The sequence below is a fragment of the Actinosynnema sp. ALI-1.44 genome (assembly GCF_001984155.1).
Taxonomy (GTDB): domain Bacteria; phylum Actinomycetota; class Actinomycetes; order Mycobacteriales; family Pseudonocardiaceae; genus Kibdelosporangium.
In genome coordinates this window covers 906,309-927,467 of record NZ_MTQO01000054.1, presented here as the reverse complement: position 1 = coordinate 927,467, position 21,159 = coordinate 906,309, and the positions used below count along the sequence as shown (strand labels likewise).

Below are 21,159 nucleotides of genomic sequence, written 5' to 3'. Positions count from 1 at the left end.
CGACCAGGCGGCGCACAGCGTGCATCAGCTGGTGCGCCGCTCTGAGCATCATTTCGTATCACGACACTGCGCATGCCGAGGGCCGTATCCAACCATCACAGGCGGCGTATCGCTGGACACCGAGGTCTTGGTAGGGATACCTGCTCCCACCGCAAGGTCTGACAGCAGCAGAGCGAGCACACGCTCCTCGTGCACCGGGGAACGCACGCGGTCGTAGACGACCCGTAATCCGGCGACAGCGGTCGCAAGATCGTCGGGAGCGTCGTGGTGAGCGCTCAGGCCGCATTCATCGGCGTAGATTCGCGCGTTGAAACGCCACGACAGCGCACTGGGCACCACAGAGAGCACTTGGTCGGCGATCGTAAACCCTGCCGGGTCGAAATCTGCCCGCGCGTGGATCGTGCAGCCGGTGGTAGCGAGCCCAGCGAGGAGGTCGAGGGCGGCGCCGGAGGCGATCCCATCGGTACACACCAGTGGTGGGCAGGTCTGGCCGAGCGCGTCGGCGGCAGCTTCCGCGACGGTGGGGTTCTCGCACACGAAGACATCGCTCGCGGGAGCGGTCCACGTGCCCGTGAGCGAACGAAGAGTCAGCCAGACGGGCTCGCCGGGAGCGGCGGCGCACAGCCTCGCCGCCGGAGATTCACCGGTCAGTGTGAGGTTCAACGCCAGCACACGGGACGATACGCCGTCGCACATCACTCCCGCACCGGCCCACGCCGCGCGCCAGGCTCGACCGGCTCGTTGTGGTCGGGGCAGGTCGTGCACGATCGCCAGAAGACGCGCCACTCCGCGACCCAGTTGCCGATCGGCATCCAGCGCGTGGGCGTCGTGCAGGGCGTCCGCGGCGAGTTGGGCGAGTCGTATCCCGCCGCTCGTGTTGCGCAGTCGGGTGCCGACGGTCGCCACCTGTTCAGCCAGGGCCTCGAGCTCACCCGAGCCTGGCCGGGGCAAACCGGTGTCGGACAGCCACCTCTCCACCACGTCTGGAGCCACACCCGACTCGGTCAGATGCGTGGCCGCGCGGTCACGCTCAGCGGCTGCCTCGGCTTGGGCTCGGCTGCGGTGAGCCTTGTCGGGTTCGATCTGTTCGCCGTGCAGTGCCTCGACGAGTCCGCGCACGGTCAGGTGGTGTTCGGCCAGCTTCGCCGCGAGGTCTTGGAGACGGACGGGTTTACCGGACAGTTCCCACCGGGTGCCGAGCAGCAACGCGACCTGCCGACGCTGCTCTGCGGTCAATGGGACGGAGGTGAGCGTTCCCGTCTCGGTGCGGTGTCCTCGTCTGGCGCGGGTGTGGACGGCGTCGAGCACAGCCGCAGGACCTGGGAGGCGTGCCCAGTCCTTGATGCCGGGCGGGATCGTGGTCGTCACTCAGCATCCACCTCGGCGAACAGGCCATCCGCCGCCAGCAGCGTCTCGTCCGCGCGCACGTCAGAGATCGGGAGTGCGACCGCGGTCCACTCACCGCCACACCACAGGTACGGAACGGCATCGACTCCGGGCAGCCCTTTGTGCCTGGCCAGGTCATACACGGCCACCGCCGGGACGGTTGGGTACTTGCACCACTCGTCGTGGGCGGTCAGCATCACATCCAGGTTGAAGCTCACCGTCAGGCCCATGAACGAGGCCTTGATCTCGTCGTCCACACCGGTCATCGCCTCGTCCAGCCACACGCAACGCGGGGCGTGCCCGTCGGCCGCGTTGTAGGCGACGACTGCGGCAGCGAACAGTGGCTGGGACAGCAGCACGACCTTCTCACCACCGGACTTGGCGCCGTGTTTGGCGGCGTCGAACGGCACCCAACGACTGGTCGAACCGGGACGGTATTGCAGCGATATCTTCAGCCAGCCGCGGTAGTCGAGGGCGGTGGACAGTTGCTCCCGCCAGTCGGCGGAGCCCCCTGCCGCCGCGTCTGCCCTGGCATTGTCGATCTTGCGCGCGAGGAAGGAGCGCACGGTTTCCTGGCGTGCGTGTGAGAGTTGCTGGTAGCCCTGGGTCAGCGCGTCCACCACGGTGCTCGCGTCCGGGTCGGTGGGGTCGGGTTCCCACTTCAACTGAACGGCGTTCCCGTGCCGGGTCGGATGGCCAGCCAACTGCTTGTTGATGTCGGTGAAGGTCCGGGCGGTGTAATCCAGCCGGTCCTTGAGGTGCTCGATGAACGTCGAACCGAGCAGCGTGGTCAACACTCGCTGCTGTTCGGAGTCGAACGCGTTCTCCTGCGCGCGTACCTGGTCGGCGAGCAGGTACGCAGCGGCCGATGGCATCTGCCAGCCAGCGGAGCTGTCGGCCAGGACGACCACGCGTTGGATCGCACCGTCCCGCTCCGACTCCAGCACGCGGGCATCCCGATCGGGCAGCAGCTCCTGTCGCAGCGCTTCGAGCTTGCTGTAGCAGAGCCGCCAGGCACGGTCCTCGTCGCCTGGGTCCGGTAGTTCCCGGCGTGCGGCGCGGGTCGACTCGCGCGCGGACTCCACGCTTCGGCGTTCCGGTTCCTCCAACCCGACGGGCTGCGCGAGGTTGGCGTCATACACCTCCCACCACACCGCAAGCGCAGTATCTCGCTTGCGTTCCGCGCCTTGCCGACGTTCCTCGTGCTGGTCGAGAGTGCCTTCGGCTCTGGTGACGGTGACCAACGCGTCCATGCGCTTCTTCCCGAGTTCCTCAAGTTCGCGGTCGACCTGTGCCACCAGACGGTCAAGCTCGGTGCGGCGGTCCAGCTGCGCGTGGACATCGCTGGTGAGCGCCTCTTCGGCGGTGCGCAAGCGGACCTGCGCCTTGCGCTCTCGCGCACGCAGGTCGCGCAGTTCGATATCGACCCCGGCGAGTCTGCGCTGAGCGCCGGCCAGGTCGCTTCGCACGCGTGTGAGGGTCGCTGTGTGCAGGTCGAGCAGTTGCTTGTGGCGAACCAGCTCGGCCACAGCCTGGTGGTAGACCTGCAATGCCGCGTCGTGGCGTGCCAGATTGTCCAGTGGGAAGGCGTGCTCGCCCGCGTACGCGGAGAAGTCTGCCCACGCGGTGTCCCTGGCGGTTTCGTTCGCACGGTGGGTGTTGCTGGCCGAGGTCGCCTTACGTTCACTGTCAGCCGCCTGTCGTTCCCTCTCCCGCAAGATTATGACGGCGTCGGTGACCACGCGCTCTCCCGGAAGCCTCGCTGCCTCCTCGGCGAGGCGGCGCAGGTCGTCGTCGAGTTTCCCGATCCTGGCTTCGATCGCGTTGATCGAGTCCGCCAATTCCGCGAGTCGGGCCCGCAGCCGGTCGATCTCCCGCTGCCGTGCGGACTCACGGGCAGTTGCCCCTAGGTAAGAGGCGGGTTGGGCGATCTCGGCGCGTCCGGACAGGGCGGCACACCGCCACGTGCCGTCCGCCGCCAACCAGGTCCCGGTCGCATCGCCGCCGGATCGGAACTCGTGCCAGCCGATCGAGGTGAGCACGGCATGGATGGCGGTCTGTGGGACACCGCCGACCGGAGTGGGTTCCAGAACCTGCGTCAGGTTCGCGTCGACTCGGGTTCCTCCCGCGCGCACGACTGTGTCTGCTTGTTCTCCGCCTTCCACGGTGATCAGCTCGCCGTCGGTGCTCAGCCAGGCGTCAAGCACGCCTGCGGCGGCCAGGGTCGCTTCCAGTAGGTCGACCTCGTCCGTCGACAACTCGTCGACGGGCTGCACACACCGCCAGAACGGTGCGCCCTGCCCGCCGTCGGGCTCCGGCCTGTCGCGACGCCGCCACGAGTCTGGTGGGGTTGGCGGGCGCTCCGTCCGGTCGAGCGCTTCGGCCAGTTCCGCTGTGGCCTTCTCCTGGTCCGCGACGAGCGCACCGTGCTCGTGGACCTGTGCCGAACGCCGCGATCTCAGCTTGTCGCGGACCCCTTGCACGTGCCGGGCGACCGCTGCCGCAGGGGAGATTCCGCGCTGTTCGGCCGGAGCGCCCGACGGGTGCACGGCGGTCAGCTCGGCAACCAGATCACACCAGGACTCAACGGTTTGCTCGTCCACTTTGGCGTGGACGACGCTCGCGTTCCACTCCCGGAGTTGCCTGCGCAAGGTGTCCACTGCGGACTCGACGCCGTCACGCGCCAGCTCCCGCCGTTCGGCGGCCTCATTCAGGTCCGACTCCCGGTCGGCCAACTGCTCGGCGGAACGCACCGCGTTCGACTCGGCCCGGTCGAAGTCCGCACGCAGCCGCTGCAACTGGGTGAAGCGGTCCCGGCGGACCGAGAGGTCGGCGCGCAACGCGGACACATCACGAGCGGGCAGGTGCCGGGCAACCGACTGGTGTAGTCCGGCGGGGCGCCCGACGGCCTCGACGTGTTCGGACGCCAGAACCGTTTCCGATTCGGCCTGCTCAACGCCGGAAGCCGCGGTTGCCTCCGCCTCGGCGGCTTCCGCCACGTCCGCTGCCGCCCCAATGCGGCGCTTCTCAACTCCCAACAGTTGCTCGGCCAGGCCGCCGAGCTGTTCACGAAGCCCGTCGACGCGGCTCGCCGCGCTCACGGCATCCTGGAACGCCTTGTTGTCCAGCAACTCGCGCAGCTCCGTGCCGAGGTCGCTCTGGTGCGTCCGCGCCCGGCTGATGTCCTCGTCCAGCCTGTCGGCTTCAGTGCGGGCAGTGGTCAACGCGGTTTCCGCGGCTCGGCGGTCTTTGGTAGTGCGGTCCAGCTCTGTGGTGGCCGTAGTCAGCGCGTCGGCGCGGTGGCGCACTACCGTGCGCGCCCATGGAGTCCAGGCGGTGCGTACGAACCCCGCCAACTGCACGGCCGCACCACGGGTTTGATCCACGGCCGTTCGCAGCTTCTCCAGGTTGTCCCACCCGTCGGCGAGCTGAGTGATCTCCGCGCTCGCGAGGGGCGGCAGGGCCGCGCTCAGTGTCTCCGCCAGGCTGGTGGGGTTGAGCCTTTCCCCCAGTTTGGGCTTGCGCAGTTGCTTGAGCAGCTCGGTCAGGTTGTCGTAGGCGTCGGAGCCCAGTCCGAACAGTTCGGTGGCTACCCTGGCGCGGTATCTCGCGGCGCTGTCGGGCACCGTGACGCCGGGGAGCTTCTTGAGCTCTTTCTGGTCGAGCGGCCGGTCGGCCGTGGTCAACTTCAGGTCGCGTCCCGGACGCAGGTGGGTGATCAGGTGCCACGTGGTCACCGAGGAGGTACCGCTGCCGCGACGCGCGCTGACACCAAGACCACAGACGAAGAACCGCGCGGTACCGTCGTCGTCGAGCCTGCCGAACTCAGCCCAGGCGTAACCTAGACCGGCGTCCGAAGGCGGACGGGGGTCGTCATCCTCACCCGTGGGCAACAGGTTGAAGCGCATCGTGCGGTGCTGGGATCCGAACGGGTCGAGCACGGAGGCACCGATCTCCCCGCGCAGCAGCATCAAGGTCGTCAGTTCGAGCACCTTCGTCTTGCCCGCACCGTTGCCGCCGCGCAACACCAGGCGGCCGTCGGCGAACCAGAACTCTGCCTGGTCGTATTCCCACAGGTTGACGATGCCCACGCGCAAGGGCTGCCAGCGGTGGAGACCTGGCTCCGGGAGGCCACCCGTCATCGCTGCCGCCAGCCACCGCTCGCGTTCAGGTCCCGGTCGGGTCAACCTGCACCCTCCTCGTCCAGTCTCGCGTTCACGGCCACCACTTGCGGATTACGGTAGCGGGCCGCCGCGGCGGTCAAGCGCCACTTGTCCAGTGCTCCAGTCGGACGCAACAGGTCCAGCGCACCCAGCAGATCGCGTGCCGTGGTTTCCACGGCGTTGCCCACGCGCAGATCATTGGTCATCGCCTTGGAGTGCCGCTCACGGACTGCGATGGCGGCTGAAGCCAGCTCGTCAGCTGTGACGACCGAACCTGCACCGTGGGTCCGCAACAGCTCGTCAAGCACCATCAAGCTGGCGAAGTCGGCGGCGCGCAGCCTCGGGAACGGCAGGTCCGTGTCTGTCTCATCGGCGGCGATGAGCGCCATTCCTTCAGCGCGTTGTTCAACCGCCCAGCCGGTCATCTCCGCGCACCAGGTCTGGACCCGATGGCGCTGACCCGTCAGGTAGAGCCGCTCGGCGTCCGTGAGGTCCTCGTACAGGACCACGGGCAACTCGACCAGCTTGCGCATCAAGCCGATCCGCGCCGCCGCTTCGTGGGGTGGTCCTCCATCGTGTCCTGCGGTGAGAGCGGCGCGCAACGAGGCGGGGTCGACCAGGCGCAGCAGCAGCTCGCGGCGGACTTCGTAGGCGCCACCGATCGCGTCACGGCGGTGCGCCCACCCCTCACGCTGATCCTCGTCGTCACGGCTGGTCGGCCGCAACGCGCCCACGGACACCAGCAGGTGGACGGCTTTGACGAACAGCATGCGCTCGGCGAACCGGTCGGGGTCGTAGTGTGCAAGCTCAACGTCCTCGTGCGTGGAAAGCACGCGGACCCGGTCGGACAGGTCCTGGGTGGTGGTGATGTCCTCGGCATCCTCGGCCGCCGCTGCGGCCATGATGGCCAGCACGAGCACCCGCCGGGCCGGCGGCCTGAACCGTCGGGGCGCGACGACGACACCGTCAACAGGAAGCCTGAACAGCCGGGCTGCTGAGTCGGTCACCACCAGTCGATAGCCGAGCCGCTGGGCGAACCACTCGCCCAGCGTCGCCCGGTGCACCCGCACCAGCGGCCATATCTCGGGGTGAGTGTGCCGGTCGAGCACCGGCGAGCGGAGTAGGGCGGCGAACGCCCGTTGCCGGTCGGCGGCCTCGCGGTTCACGCGGGCTCCATTCCGAAATACCAGTTCAAGCTCGTCATGCTGCCGCTGTCGGCGCGCAGGCTCGTGGTGTCATGCGCTTGCGGCGGTCGACGCAGCGTGATCCGCCACCGACCGTCTCCGGTTACCGCACTCTCCGACCGCGTCCGCCGCACGACCCCGACGAACTCCAACAGCAGGTTCAGTTCAGCGTCGGTGATCTCACCCCACTCGGCCAGGTGCGTTCCGGAACGCTGGCGCAGCGCCGCCTCCGCGCCGCTGCGGGCGGCCTGGGCGGCGAGCCTGGCCCGTCGGGCGGCACTCTTGCCAGTCGAGTAATCCGGGATCTTGGTCCGCCTGCCGACCGCGGCGCGCGCGCCTTGTTCGCGGAAGCGGGCCGTGACCGGCGCGGGCGGCGCGTTGGTCCAGCTCAAGTCGCTTTCGTCAGCGGAGTCCTGCGCCAGCAGCAGGTGGCGTGCGGAGAACGCTCCTACTGCGGTGTCCCAGATTCGCCAGGCGCTCTCGTCGTCGGGAGCGCGTTCGACCGCGACGGCCAACGCCAGGAGTTCGGCCCGGCGGGTGACCGCACCACCGGTGTCCAATAGAAGATTCATGTTGCGCGCCCATGGAGCGACCAGGTCACGCAGCTGGCGCCGCAGCCTTCGGGCCTGGCTGTCAGCACCACCGAACCAGGAACCAAGGGCCTCCCAGGTGTGCTCCCGGTCTGGGCCACCCGACAAGGCGTGTGCCAACGTCCGCTGCCATCCGCGAGCCGCCGTGGCCATCGCCTGGTGCATGGCTCCGACTTGCTGGAATTCCGTCGCCGCATCGGTGTACACCGCTTGGCGAATCGACTCCGCGAAGGCGATCAGACGTTCGTGGATAGCGCGAGGCGCCAACGTGAGATCACCCGTGGCCTCCTCGGTGTCGTCGACCGACGACCAGAAGACGTGCAGACCGGCTGCTCTTGGGGTGAGCTGGTACCGGTCACGGCGGCGCAGGAAGTCCTCTCCCGAGCGGGCGGGCTCCTGCCAACGGGTCAGAACCCGCCACTGCACCAATCGCTCCAACCGCGCGTCGAGGTGCAGGACCTCGGGAGCGAGCAGGCGGTCGACCACGTCCGCCGGCACCTGTCCGGCGAGGCGAGCGCGAACCCCGGCGGCCACCTCGTCATAGGACAACCCGGTCAGGCTCGTGTCTTGTTCGGCCAGCAGGACATCGACGATCACCCGGTACTGCGCCGCGAACCGCGAAGTGAGGTAGGCAGGGACGAGTTCTTGCCCTGGAAGCAGAGCCGACCACGGATCAGCGGGTGCCTCGGTCTCCGGCATCTCGTCGTGATCGATCACGTGCCCAGAGTACGAACGCAAGATGCCGAGCCGACGACAACAGCGACACATCACCCGTTCTGGTGAACCCTCCCGCTGAACCGCGCCGTGGAGGGATGATCACCAATCCGCACGAGGTACGGGTGCTAATTCTGAAGCGGCACACGAGCGGGGTGTCCAAAGGTGAGTCGCACCGGACTTGGTGGAGACCGCCCTTTCGAAGACATCTCAATCTGCGCGGTTGCTCCCGCACCGCAGTGTAAGCTCGGCTGATCAGGGCAACTGCGCCCAATCAAGTTCCTGGCGCAGGGCCCACTTCGTGCGGTGCGCGTCGCGCACCGCAGCCATGTGGTCGGAGAAGTCGCCATCGCGGTCGCAACGGGCGAACAGGACCTTGGCCTCGGCTAGCAGACGGGCTGCTGCCTGGTAGGAGTCACGGTTGCGGACTTCGATCGCCCGGTCGGCAGCGCGGAGCAAGATCGGAATGGCGTCGGCCGGGTGGCTCGCGGCACGGGTACGCGCGAGGCGGAGCCACAGACCGTCCGAGCAACCGCCGTCGACAGCAGCCTGCCAGGCGGCCTCAATCTCATCGTCGTCCAGCAGGATCTCCACCAACGCTGAGCGACCTGGCGACCAGGATCCCGTAGCGGGCAGTGCATCGGCGAGGAAGGCCAGCGCGCGTTCCCGCCAGGGTGGAAAGCCTCCGGCGGTGGCCTGGCGGAGCGCGCGGAAGGTTTCCAGATTCGGTCGGTCGGTGAAGTTGGCCCAGAGCATGTCGCCCGCCTGGTCGCGTCGGCCAGCGCGCACGTGGATCTTGGCAGCCAAATCACGCAGGCGGAAGTCGGCTTCGAAGTCGGACAGACCGCGTTCCAGCCAGGTCAGCGCCTCGTCGTCACGGCCGTCGGTGCACAGCCGCTCGGCGATGCGGAGTACGTCATAGGCGCTCGTCACATCCCGGGCCAGCACCTCAATCAGTCCATCTGCCCCTCCCGACGACTCCCCCAGGTTCTCCATGAGGTGGGTGATGACGAAGCGGCGGGCGCTGTAGTCGTTGGGCTTCTTCGGCGGCAACTTCCGCCAGGCCTGCTCGACGAGTTCCCGGTACCGCGCCAAGCCCGCTGAGCCGAGAACCTTTTCGTACTCGGGCAGCACGTCGAGGAACACCTCGTACTCGCTGCTCACCGCACGCGTGACCAGACGCTCGGCCAGCTCCACCGGGTCCGATGAGCCCGCCTCGCACGCCGCCAGGTGGATCTCCTCAGCGCGGGCGATCGCCTCGGACAACCCACCGTCGGAATCGTCCACCCGCTCGGCCGAGGACTCCAGCAGTTCCAGCGCGTGTTCGGCGAGGGTGATCGCGGCATCGGCGAACCCGGCTCCGACCAGTCGTTCGACTTCGTCCAGAGCCTCACCGACGTGCATGAAGTAGCCGTACGCCTCGGCGTAGTCGACGAAGTCCGGGATGTAGACGGCCCGTTCCAGGCGGTCCCTGATGTCCCCGTCATCGAACGCGTTCTCCTGCCCGGCCGCGGCAGCGAGCCGGGCACGCAGCAGCCCATCCGATTTCGCGGCCGTCATCAACTGGTCGATCAGCCACGCCTGGTCACAACCACGAAGGAACAACCGCAAGCGCTTGTCCGACAGCGGTTTGGGGCGCGGCTCCCCCACCTCACCGCCTTGCTCCAGCCACGCCAGCGAAGCAGCGACGCAGTGCTTGCAGAACACGCCGTCAGCTCCGTACGGGCAGGAGCAACGCCCGCTCAAACCCTTCGGCGTCACATCAAGGCGCACGCGATAAGTCCGCGTGCCGTCCACCGTTGCGGTCACGGTCGACCCGTTCACCGTGACCCGCCGAACCCGGCCAGCCGCGAAGTACCGCTCGCCCCGCTCGAACGACCTCTCGTCAGCCAGCTTTCGCACCGTGCTCCTGCTCACCGCCACGGCTGGTCATCTTTCCAGGCACCTGCAAGCAGCGAAGTTCCCCCGCCAGCTACACCTGCACGGAGTCACAAACAGCGACACGCCACCCTTTTCGGTGAATCCTTTCCATCGGGCGTCGCAGGAGGCGGGTTTGGCGGTGAGATGGACCCCTCTCCGAAAGGCACCTCCCCGATGACCTCGCTCTCTCCCTCGCACCTGGACGTGATCGAACAGCGGTTCCTCGCGATGGCCGCCGGTCCGCAGCCGCTGACCCTCGACTGCGCGACGCTCGGATGCGGCCTGCCCGACGAGGAGCTCCCTTTGGACCGCGTGCGCGTACTGCTCCTCAAACGACAGACGAGCTGGGTGAGCAAGGACGCCGTGTGGAAGGAACTCGTCCAACGGGCACACGCGACACCGGAACCGTGGACCACCATCGCCGCCGCCATGATGATGCCCGGTCTCAAGCACATCGCCGGGAAACTGGGTTCCCGCTTCTGCGGTGACCGCAACGACCTGGACTCTGAGATACTCGAGGGCTTCCTCCAAGCACTCGACGTCGCCGACGCACGCTCGCCGAAGGTCTTCGGCCAGCTCTACTGGGCAGCCTTCCGGCGCGGCCACGAAGCTTGCAACAGCGAAAGGCGACGGGCCATGTCCCGGTCCGAACTCACCCGACACCGCAATCGACACCCGCACAGCCGACGGGCACCCGGACCTCGTCCTCGCAGGAGCCATGCTGTCCGGCGTCATCACACCCCACGAAGCCGACCTCGTCTCCGACGTGCTCCTCGACCACGGAGACCGATCAACCGCGGCCAAGCGGCGCGGTATGAACCGCCATCAGGTGGCAGCGCAGCTCAACACCGCCTCCCGCCACCTCGCCGACTACATCCTCGGCGGCCCACTTCGTCCGGCTGCATGACGACACTCGTGGCGCTGCATGCACCGCAGTGGCACGTGCACGCAGCATGCCGAAACGCAGACCGAGAAGTCGACTGGATCGACGCCGAGCCGGGAAGCGCGACCGCAGCGGACTGCAAAGCGATCTGTCGCCTATGCCCAGTCCGCCTCACCTGTGCCATCACGGCACTCACCAATGACGAGAGCTACGGCGTGTAGGGCGACATGGACCAAGTCGACCGCGAAGCGCTGAGACACGCTGAGGCTCAGGTCGCAGCATGAACCCAACGCCCAACCTCACGCCGCGAACCCGCCGCCAGGAGCAACGTAAAGCCACGAAGGTTGTCCTCGAGATCAATCTCGTTGACGGCGCGCACACCTGAAGAGCGCGCTCGCAACCAGATCGAAGAGCGCAGCGGCTCCCTCCGCGTCGTCGTCTACGCCGGACAGGACCCCGTCACAGGCAAGCGCGTCTCGCCAGGTGGGCCAGGACGGTGTCGGCGAGGATGTCGACGTGCGGGGGCGCGAGCATCGACAGGTGGTCGCCGGGCACGGTCACCGTGGTCAGCGCCGAGCAGATCCGGCCCCAGCCCGCGTCACCGTCCGGGTGGTCGTACTGCGGGTCGACGGCGCCGGCTGGGAGCCTGTCGGCAGCCCGGAACAGCACGGTCGGGTGTTCCGAGCGGGTCGGCTTGGCGCGGTCGGCGATGGCCATGCTGCGTTGGTAGGACGCGTAGATGCGGCGGAGGACGTCGGTCCCGGTTGGAGTGACGATGTCGGCGGCCACGCAGGCGGCCACGAAGTGGTCGAGTTGGTCGGCCGGCGACAGCGCGGCCAGCGCGTCCGGGTCGACGCCGACCGGCACGCCGAGTGTGACCTCCAGGTAGTGCGCGAACCGGCCGAACCGGCGGGCGCTGAGCACGGGTACCGGGATGTCCGGCGCGGGCAGCGGGAGGACGGCATCGAACAGCAGCACGGGTGCGACATCGTGCCCGGCAGCGGCGAGTCGGACAGCGACCTCGTACGCGAGGATGCCGCCGAACGACCAGCCGCCGAGCCTGATCGGGCCGTCGCGGTCGGACAGCAGCTTGGTGTAGCGGTCGGCGAGGTCGGCTGCAGTGGTGTCCTGCGGGATGTCCGGGAACTCCTCCAGACCGCACGCGGGGCCGGGCAGCCGGTCGACCAGTTCCTGGTACGCCGTGACGTTGCCGCCGGCCGGGTGGATCAGCAGCAGCGGAGCTCCTTCCCCGGCTTTCAACGGGGTGATGAGTGATTCCCGGCGTGCCGAGGGGTCCGCGCGCAGAAAGCGCGCCAGCGCCTCCACGGTCGGGTGCTCGAACAGCGTCCGGAAGTCCAGGTCGCACCCGAAGTGCTGGCCCAGGCGCGTGATCACCTTGATAGCCAGCAGGGAGTGGCCGCCGATGTGGAAGAAGTTGTCGGTCGCGCCGACCCGGTCCAGGCCGAGTGTGTCGGCGAAGACCCGTGCGACAGCCAGTTCGGTCGCCTCGCGTGGCCGGACGGACGTGTGCCCGCTGGTGCCGGGGGCGGGGAGCGCGGCGCGGTCGACCTTGCCGTTGTGGTTGAGCGGAAGCGCTGGGAGGACGGTGATCGAGCTGGGGACGAGGTAGGGCGGCAGGGTGGCGGTCAGGGTCTGTCGCAGTGTCGGGACATCGACGTCCCGACCGACGACGTACGCGGCCAGCGCGCGGGAGTCGCCTTCGCCGTATCCGATGACCACGGCCTGGTCGATGGACGCGTCCGCCAGCATGGCGGTCTCGACCTCGCCGGGTTCGACGCGATAGCCGCGGATCTTGATCTGCTGGTCGGCGCGGCCGAGGAACTCGAACGCTCCGGTCGCCGTGCGCCGGACCACGTCCCCGGTCCGGTACACCCGCTCGCCACTGAAGTGCATAAAGGATTTTTCGGTGAGGGCCGGTTGGTTGAGGTAGCCCCTGGCCAGTCCAACGCCCGCGATGTGCAGTTCACCCGGCACGCCAACCGGGACCGGGTGACCGTCCGCGTCCAGCACATGGATTCGTATGTTGGCGATGGGCCGGCCGATGTCCGGGTCGCCGTCCTCGTGGGCGAAGCACTCGCGGCCGGTCACGGTGACGGCTGCCTCGGCGGGTCCGTAGAAGTTGAAGAACCGGCGACCTCGGGCGTGCTTGCGCACCAGCCACCCTGGGCACTTCTCGCCCACCATCGACAGCGTCCGCACGCCGGAGATGTCCTCGTCACCGAGCGCGGCAAGGGCGGACGGCGTGCACGTCAACGCGGTGATTCCGTTTTCTCGCAACGTGGTGGCCAGCATGGGGCCGGGGACCAGGTCGCGGCTGACAACCAGGCGTGCGCCGAACGCGAGGGGGTGGAAGAACTCCAGGATCGCGGCGTCGAAAGGCGTCGCGCAGAACTGGAGAACGACATCGTCGGGTCCGAGCTGCCAGAACCGTTGGTGCGACTCGATGACGTTGCGCAGGGCCCGGTGTTCGATCATCACCCCCTTGGGGTTGCCGGTGGACCCGGACGTGTAGACCACGTACGCCAGGTCGTCCGGCGCGATGGTGACATCCGGGCGTGTGGTCGGGCCGTGCGCGACCGTCTCCGCAGTGAGCACGACCTTGGGTTTGGCGTCGGCGACAATGGCGTCGATCCGGGCTTGCGGGTACGTGGGGTCCAGTACCGTGAACGCGGCCCCCGCCTTGCCGGTGGCGAGGATGGCGATGATCAGCTCGACCGACCGGTCCAGCCGCAGGGCGACGATGTCGTCCCGGCCGACGCCTTGGCCGAGCAGCCAGTGCGCGAGCCGGTTGGACTCCGCGTCGAGTTCGCCGTAGGTCAGGGTGCGGTCGCCGATGAGGGCGAGCCGGTCGGGGTCTTGGTCCTCGATCAGGCGGTGCACTGGTTCGGACGACACCGTGCGCGCGGTGTTGTTCCACAGCTCGATGGACCGGCGTTCGTCCTCGGTCGCCATCTCCAACTCGCCCAGCGGCCGGTCCGGATGCTCGGCGAGGCCGGTCACCAAGGTCTTCAGGTGGCCGAGGAGCAGACCGGCCGCCTGCTTGTCCACTGTGGATGAGTGCGCGCCGAGTCTGAGACCGTCGACCGGGAGGGCGTTGATCATCAGCGGAAAGCTGGTGCGCAGCGCGTAGTCCATGGTCTCGACGCCGAGATCGGCGAAGGATTGCCAGGTCGACGAGTCGTGACCCGCGTTCTGCACGGACAGGACGGCGTCAAGGGGCGGCGCGCCGAGGTCGAGGACGCGGCGCAGCGGCAGGCCGCCGTACTCGCGATCGCGGGCGGCGGCCCGCTGGACGTCCGCCAGCCACTCGCCGGCGGGCTTGTCCGGATCGGCGTCCACTCGGAACGGCAGCGTCTCCACGAACATGCCCACCATCGACGCCGCGCCTGCGTCAGTGGGACGCGTGGCCGACGCCACCCACACGGCCACGTCCCTGCGCCCGGTGTAGCGGGACATCAACAGCGCCCACGCGCCTTGGACAGCCGTGCCCAGTGTGATCCGGCGGGCACGCAGCCGGTCTGTCAGCCGGGCGGTCTCGACCACGATCTCCTGGGAGGTGCGTTCTCCGGACAGGGGAAGGTCCGGCGACACCGGCTCGTAACCGTCCAAAACAGACTTCCAGTGGCGTTCGAGCCTGTCCGCGTCACGGTCGCGCAGCCATCTCACGTAGTCGCGGAACGGTCGACGGTCGGGTTCGACCCGCTTGCCCGCGTACTCGTCGGCCAGCTCGGCCAAGAGCATCCCGAAGGACCAACCGTCCAGGACGATGTGATGGTACGTCCACAGCAGACGCCAGCGGTCGGTGCCGAGCCGAGCCAAGGTGACGCGGATCAGCGGCGCGCGGTTCAGCTCGAACCCCATCACGCTGTCTGTGGCTCGGAAATCGCGTTCGGCCGCCGCCGCGTCGATCCCGCGCCAGTCGACCTCCTGCCACGGCATCCTGGCCGCTTCGCGGACAGCCTGCAACGGGGTGTCCCGTTTCCAACTGAACGCCGTGCGCAACACCGCGTGCCGGGCGACCAGCGCGTCCGCCGCGGCCCGCAGCGCCACCGGATCCAGCGGGCCGCACAGCGTCATGGCGATCTGCTCGCAGTACACGCCGGAGCCGGGTGCGTTGAGGGTGTCCACCAGCATCCCCTCCTGCATCGACGTGAGGGGGTAGACGTCCACGACGGCCATCAGCCGATCTCCTCGCCCAGTTCGTCCAACAGGTCGGCGAAATCGTCGCCGCCGAGGTCGGCCAGCTCGAACCCCGGACCGGCGACCAGGTCGGCCAGCGCGGTCACCAGCGCGTCGGCCAAGCGGGTGATGACCTCCGGGTTCGCCCGGTGGCACCAGTCGGTGACCAGGACGCCGTCGGCGAGCGAGCACCGCAGCTCGACGGCGTAGCCCATACCCAGACCGGTGTCCCGGGCAGGGTCGCAGATTTCGGTGACGTACTCGAACGACTGGTCGGCTCGTCTTCCCAAGTACGCCAACAGGATGTCAGCGTTCGGCCAGGACGAGAGCAGTCGCGCGGCCGGTTGGTTCAGGTACCGCAGGACACCGTAGTCGACACCTTGCCGAGGCACCTCGCGGACCGCCGAGCGTGCTGCCGCCAGGCCGGTGGTGGGGACCGAAACCGGGTACAACGTGGTACAAGTGCCCACGGTCCGGTGCAGGTCGGCCAGTTCACGGGCGCTGCCCTCCAGGTCGACCAGCATCCGTTCGGAGCCGAACTCCTTGCGCACGGCCTTGCCCAGCGCGGCCAGCAGGATCTCGACGACCCCGGACCGACTCGACCGCTGCAACGCCAGCACGCCCTCTGCGTCGACCTCCCGCACGATGTGCCCGACCGGCCCTTCTCCGACGTCGATGGACCCGACGCGCTCACGCAGCCAGAAGTGCTTGTTCCGTACAGGTTCCTGCCGCTTCGCCCACGTAGTCCACGGGACGGGGACAGGTTCGAGTTCCACGGGTAGCCCGGCAACCAGGGACTCACACGCATGCCGCAGGTCGCCGAGCAGGACGCGCTCGGAGGCGGCGTCGGACGCGAAGTGATGGACGGTCAGCACCAACACTGGGTCCTGGTTGGGAGTCCGCAGGTATGCTGCCCGCAGCATCGGCCCGGGCCCGAGCAGATCGGCAACAACGGTCTTTCCTGTCTCCGTCAAGCGATCCGTGTCGACAATGGTCATTTCCGCGGTACCGGAACCGACTCTCTGCTCCCACAGGCCGTCTCGGAGCGAGAGGTCCATCCGGAGAACTTCATGATGGTTCACGAGGGCTTCCAGTGCCTCGCGGACGATCTCCGGCGTCATCTCCGGGAGGAGCCGCAAGGCCAAGGGGACACGCCAAGCCAGCGGATCGCCGGACTCCAGCGCCCGCGCCTGCAATGGCGTGAAGGGGACGTCGTGGTCCTGCTCCGGCTCGGTCACGGCTTCGAGGTGCCGGGTGAGGGCGCCCAGGGTCTGGTGATCGAACAGGTCCTGGGAGCGCAGCGGGACACCGCGGGCGGCGGCCAGGTCGATCAGGCGGACGGCAACCACCGAGTCGCCGCCGAGGTCGAAGAAGTTGGCGTCGGGGCCGATGTCCTCAATGCCCAGCACGTGCGACCACAGCCGAGCCAACAGCGTGGCATTGTCCGACGCCTCTGACTCACGCGGAGCCAACGTGGGGACCTGCGGCCCGATCGTGTCCAGGGGGACGACGTCCACCCAGTGCTCGGTCCTGGCGAACGGATAGCCGGGCAGGCTGATCCGACGTCCTTCGCGCGGGAGGTCGACGTCCACGCCGATGGCCCACAGCTTGCCCAGAGCCAGCAGACAGGCGTCGTGGTCGTCGACGCCCTCGCGTTCCTGCCGCAGCACCGGCACCGCACGGTGGCCGGGTCCCCACAGATCATGCCTGCGCGCCGAGCCGGTGAGCGCACGGCCCGGACCGGCCTCGACCAGGACACGTCCGGGTTCGCCGAGCAGTTCGGCGACCTGGTCGGCGAACCGGACGGTCGCGCGCATCTGCCGTGCCCAGCGGTCCGGGTCGACCGCATCGGTGGCGGGCATCCACGTGCCGGTGATGTTGGACAGCAACGGGATTGTCGGCGCGGCCAGCGGGACGCCTGCCATCACACTGGCGAACTCGGCGGCGGCGTCGTCCATCAGCGCGGAGTGGAACGCGTTGCCGGTGGCCACCGGACGCGTGTCGACGCCCTTGCCCGCCAGCTCGGCGCCGAAGGCAACGACCCGGTCGGCCGGACCGGAGATCACGCACGTTCCGGGATCGTTCACGGCGGCAAGGGAAAGCCCGTCCGGGAGGTCCAGCACGGATTCCGGCAGCCGCACGGACAACATCGCCCCGGCGGGCGCGTCCGCCATGATCCGGCCGCGCGCGGCGACGACCCGGATGGCGGTGTCGAGGTCCATCACCCCGGCCACGCACGCGGCGACGAACTCCCCCAGGCTGTGTCCGGCGACGGCGGCCGGGATGACGCCGACGGACTCCAGCAGCTTGGCGGTGGCGTACTCGACCGAGAAGAGAGCGGCCTGCGCGATGTCGGTGCGCACCGGGTCGTCGTCGACGTTGATTCCGTGGCCAGCGAAGGCGGTGGCGCAGTGTGTGTACCACTTCCGGAAGACGGGCTCCTGGTTCAACCCACGCGCCATGCCCGCGTACTGCGCGCCCTGGCCGGGGAAAAGCAAGGCCACGGAAGCGTTTTCCGTCGGCTCGACCCATGCCGCCAACGGGTGTGCGTCGACCCGCAGGACCTCCGCCGCGTGCTCGGCGTTCCTGGCGACGGCGACGTACCTCTGGGGGTGCCTGCCCCGGCCGACGTCCAGAGTGTGGGCGACGTCGGCAAGCGGCAAGGAGGCGACACGGCCGGCTAATCGTTGGCGTAGGTCGTGCACACCGTCGTGGGTATGGGCGCTGAGCAACAAGATCCGCGGCCGGGTCGATGTCGTGACCGCGCGTTCGGGAGCGGCTTGCAGCACCACGTGGGCGTTGGTCCCACCGACGCCGAGCGAGCTGACGCCCGCCCGCAACGGCCCGGTCCACTCGGCGAGTTCGGTGGCGATGCGAAACGGCGTGCGCTCCAGTTCCAGGTCCGGGTTGGCCGCACGGAAATGCGGGACCGGCGGGATCAGCCGGTGTTCCAAAGCCAGCACGGTCTTGATGAGCCCGGCGATACCGGACACGACCTCCAGATGTCCGATGTTCGGTTTGACCGAACCGACAACGCACTCCTTGGCACCGGCGAACGCGGTGGCCAACGCGGCGATCTCGACCGGGTCCCCCAACTTGGTACCCGTACCGTGCGCCTCGACGTAGCCGATGTCCGTGGCGTCGACGCCCGAGATCGCCAACGCCTCGGCGATCACCTCGGCCTGCGCGTCCACGCTGGGAGCGGAGAACCCCATCTTGAGGGCTCCGTCGTTGTTGACCGCCGACCCGAGAATGACCGCACGAACCGGGTCCCCGTCTTCCAGCGCTCGATCCAGCTGCTTCAGGACGATCGCGCCCACACCGCTGCCGAACACCGTGCCGTCGCCGTCGGCGTCGAACGACCGGCAGCGCCCGTCGGCGGACACGATCCATCCGGGCGAGTGCCGGTAACCCGCGAGATGCGGCACCCGGATCGACGTGCCCCCAGCGACGGCCAGCTCACATTCCTGGTTCAGCAACGCTTGCACCGCCAGGTGAACGGCGACCAGCGAACTGGAACACGCGGTCTGCACGGCCATGCTCGGCCCACGAAGGTCGAGCAGGTGCGACACCCGCGTGGCGATGTAGTCCTTGTCGGTGCCCGCGGCAAGCGTGGTCAGCTCGGCGTTGACCCCGTGCCCGACCAGTGTGGCCGGGTCACGTTGCGAGATGAGTTGGTACAGAAAGTAGGAACTCGTCGCTGCCGTGGCGAACACCCCAGTCTGCGGTGGGCAGCGACGCGGGTCCATCGCAGCGTCTTCCAAGGCGTGCCACACAGTCTGGATGAAGAGCCGTTGCTGCGGATCGGTTTCCCTGGCGGCCTGGGGTGTGAACCCGAAGAACTCGGCGTCGAACTCCCGCACCCCGTCGACGGGTGCGGCACGGCGGACGTAGGAGGGGTGGGTGAAGACGTCCTCGGGGATGCCTTCGGCCGCGAGTTCGCCCACGCTCACGTCCCGGACGGATTCCTTACCTGCGGCGATGTTCGCCCAGAACTCGGTGAGGTCACGCGCCCCGGGGAACCGCCCGGCCATCCCGACGACGGCGACCGCGTTCTCAGTGGTCATGTTCGAAAGTTCGGATGTCATGTTCTCCCCCTGCGCCGGGCCATGCCCCGTTGTCCGGCCCGCTCCCTCGCCCTACGGACCGCGTCCGGCACGTCGTCCTCCGCGGGCACCCCCAGCACCCGTTCCGCCAGCGCGCCCGCACTGGCTCCCTTCAACAGCAAGGCAACCGGGATCGTCACGGCAAAGTCCCGTTGGATGGCGTTCTTGATCCGGACCGCCGTCAGCGAGTCCAGGCCGAGGGACGTCAGCGGCACATCATCGGCGAGTGGTGTGGTGAAGCCCAAGACCCTGGCCACGACCTGCCGCAGTCGGGCGCCGTCGTCCGTCTCGGCTGCCTCGTCGACGCCCTTCCGCTCCATCAGCCCCGAGAAGAACGGCAAGTCGACCAACTGGGGGTACGCCTCCGCCAACGCGTCCGGAGTGAAGTGCGCGACGGCGATGGTGCCCGCGTCCAACACAGTCCGCAAGGCGGCCACGCCGTCGTCCGGTCCGATCCGGGTGAAGCCGGGGGCATCGACGTCACGCGCCAGGCCCACCTCATCCCACGGACCCCACGCCACGCTGGTCGCGGGCAGCCCCTGCGCCCGTCGCCACTCGGCGAAGGCATCCAGCCACGCGTTGGCTGCCGCGTACACGGCCTGCCCGGGCGAGCCGAACAATCCCGCCGCTGACGAGAACAACACGAACCAGTCGAGGTCATGCCCCACGGTGGCCTCATGCAGCCGGAGCGCGCCATCCACTTTGGGCGTCAGAACACGATCTACGGTATCTCGATCGGCGGCATGAAACACCTTGTCGTCCAAAACCCCCGCAGCGTGGATACAACCGCGCAGTGGCACGCCATCGGCGCACACGGCCGCGACGAGGCGTTCGGCGACGCCGGCAGCGGTGATGTCGCCGATGACGACCTCCAGCCCGGGCAAGTCCGGCACCTCACGTGCGGTCCGGCCGGACACCACAACTCGGGCGGCACCGTCGGCGAGCAGGGCGCGGGCCACCGTCAGGCCGAGCCCGCCAAGACCACCGGTCACCAGGTACCCGGCACCTGGTCGCGCCAGCGGCCGGGGCGTTCCGGTCGGCGTGCGCACCACCCGGGCCCGGTAGCGCGTCCCCGCACGCCAGGCGATCTCGTCGTCGGGAGCGCCTGCCGCGAGTTCGGGCGCGATGACGCTCTCGTCGTCGGTCTCCAGCATCGTGGCCCGCAGCTCCGGATGCTCGTAGGCCAGTGTGCGGGTCAGGCCGCGCAGGAACGCTTGGTCCGGCTCCCCACCGCCGACCAGCCACAACCGGGGCGACGAGCCCTTGGCCACGACCGCCCGCACCACCTCCGCCACCCGTGCGACCTTCGCCGCGGGCGTTTCCGACCCGAAACGCAGCACCACGTCGTCCACGTCGTCCACGTCGACGGGGTCGTTCGCACGGAGCACCAGCGTCGATCTTTCCACAGTGGACCTACCGGGCAGTGGGGCGACGTCCCAGCGCAGCGCGTAGCCGAGACGGCCGGACCGCGTCACCCGGCGGACGAACACGTCGTCCACAGCGGCGAACACGAGCCCGTCCGCGTCCAGGAACCTGATCCGCCCGACCCAGTCGTCCCCGTCGGCACAGACCTCGGTGACGCAGTACCCCTCATGCCGCACCGGCCCCGCGATCCGCACGCGCCCGAACTCCATCGGCAGGTACGCCTGACCGGCGGGCAGCGCGGCGGCCATCGCCTGGAGGCCGCTGTCGAGCAACACCGGGTGCACGTGGAAGCGCTCGTCCTCCGCCGAGAACGGCACCCGTAGCCGCGCGCCTGCGCCGGAAATCGCTGTCACACCGGCGAAAGCGTCCCCGTGCAGCTGCCCGACAGCGCGCAACCCGGCATACAGGCCCGCTGGGTCCCCGGCCACCTCGGGCACCGTCGCACGCTCATCCAACTTCTCAGCCGGGGCCACGGACGCGGTGGCGTGCAACGTCCACTGGCCCGCACGGCCCGCGTACACCTCGACCGCGTACCCGCCGCCCTCCGGCTTGGCCAGCGTCGTGATGTCGGCGTCCAGCTCCAAAGTC

Annotated in this window: 10 protein-coding genes; 2 read left to right on the top strand and 8 right to left on the bottom strand. The window is 68.8% G+C overall.

Features of this window, described 5'->3' with window-relative positions; translation table 11 throughout:
* Positions 1–48: 48 nt before the first annotated feature.
* The 5 genes from ALI144C_RS51090 to ALI144C_RS51070 form a co-directional block, all read right to left on the bottom strand.
* Positions 49–1,308 (bottom strand): DUF2399 domain-containing protein, encoded by a 1,260-nt coding sequence (locus ALI144C_RS51090; RefSeq protein ID WP_083754167.1) that lies wholly within the window; start codon positions 1,306–1,308, stop codon positions 49–51.
* A gap of 56 nt (positions 1,309–1,364) precedes the next feature.
* A complete protein-coding gene (locus tag ALI144C_RS51085) occupies positions 1,365–5,573 on the bottom strand; it encodes a TIGR02680 family protein (RefSeq protein ID WP_143231406.1) in 4,209 nt (1,402 codons plus the stop codon).
* Positions 5,570–6,715 (bottom strand): TIGR02678 family protein, encoded by a 1,146-nt coding sequence (locus ALI144C_RS51080; protein ID WP_076994498.1) that lies wholly within the window; start codon positions 6,713–6,715, stop codon positions 5,570–5,572. The genes ALI144C_RS51085 and ALI144C_RS51080 overlap by 4 nt, the downstream gene beginning before the upstream one ends.
* Complete coding sequence (locus ALI144C_RS51075; protein WP_202819238.1) at positions 6,712–8,040, bottom strand: DUF2397 domain-containing protein; 1,329 nt, start codon at positions 8,038–8,040, stop codon at positions 6,712–6,714. Before ALI144C_RS51075 ends, ALI144C_RS51080 begins: the two co-directional genes overlap by 4 nt.
* Before the next feature lie 252 nt (positions 8,041–8,292).
* A complete protein-coding gene (locus ALI144C_RS51070) occupies positions 8,293–9,939 on the bottom strand; it encodes an SWIM zinc finger family protein (RefSeq protein WP_168211550.1) in 1,647 nt (548 codons plus the stop codon).
* A gap of 736 nt (positions 9,940–10,675) precedes the next feature.
* Between ALI144C_RS51070 and ALI144C_RS56150 the strand changes: the two genes are divergently transcribed.
* Together ALI144C_RS56150 and ALI144C_RS59295 are read left to right on the top strand one after the other, a co-directional pair.
* Positions 10,676–10,864, top strand: a complete 189-nt coding sequence (locus ALI144C_RS56150; RefSeq protein ID WP_076994496.1) for a hypothetical protein — start codon at positions 10,676–10,678, stop codon at positions 10,862–10,864.
* Positions 10,861–11,061: a WhiB family transcriptional regulator gene (locus ALI144C_RS59295; RefSeq protein ID WP_076994495.1), complete on the top strand. Its 201-nt coding sequence runs from the start codon at positions 10,861–10,863 to the stop codon at positions 11,059–11,061. The genes ALI144C_RS56150 and ALI144C_RS59295 overlap by 4 nt, the downstream gene beginning before the upstream one ends.
* A gap of 238 nt (positions 11,062–11,299) precedes the next feature.
* Here the strand turns inward: ALI144C_RS59295 and ALI144C_RS51055 are convergent, their stop codons facing one another.
* The 3 genes from ALI144C_RS51055 to ALI144C_RS58805 are packed head-to-tail and all read right to left on the bottom strand — an operon-like array spanning position 11,300 to position 21,155.
* Positions 11,300–15,040 carry a non-ribosomal peptide synthetase gene (locus ALI144C_RS51055; RefSeq protein ID WP_076994494.1) on the bottom strand — a complete coding sequence of 1,247 codons (3,741 nt, stop codon included), beginning with the start codon at positions 15,038–15,040 and terminating at the stop codon, positions 11,300–11,302.
* On the bottom strand, positions 15,040–19,107 hold the full coding sequence (locus ALI144C_RS51050; protein WP_168211549.1) for a type I polyketide synthase: 4,068 nt from the start codon (positions 19,105–19,107) through the stop codon (positions 15,040–15,042). Before ALI144C_RS51050 ends, ALI144C_RS51055 begins: the two co-directional genes overlap by 1 nt.
* A gap of 17 nt (positions 19,108–19,124) precedes the next feature.
* Positions 19,125–21,155 (bottom strand): SDR family NAD(P)-dependent oxidoreductase, encoded by a 2,031-nt coding sequence (locus ALI144C_RS58805; protein ID WP_076994492.1) that lies wholly within the window; start codon positions 21,153–21,155, stop codon positions 19,125–19,127.
* Positions 21,156–21,159 lie beyond the last annotated feature (4 nt).

What these genes read in the sequence shown, in the direction of transcription:
- ALI144C_RS56150 (WP_076994496.1), top strand. Translation starts at nt 10,676, where the DNA reads ATGCTGTCCGGCGTCATCACACCCCACGAAGCCGACCTCGTCTCCGAC.
- ALI144C_RS59295 (WP_076994495.1), top strand. Translation starts at nt 10,861, where the DNA reads ATGACGACACTCGTGGCGCTGCATGCACCGCAGTGGCACGTGCACGCA.
- ALI144C_RS51055 (WP_076994494.1), bottom strand. Translation starts at nt 15,040, where the DNA reads ATGGCCGTCGTGGACGTCTACCCCCTCACGTCGATGCAGGAGGGGATG.
- ALI144C_RS51050 (WP_168211549.1), bottom strand. Translation starts at nt 19,107, where the DNA reads ATGACCACTGAGAACGCGGTCGCCGTCGTCGGGATGGCCGGGCGGTTC.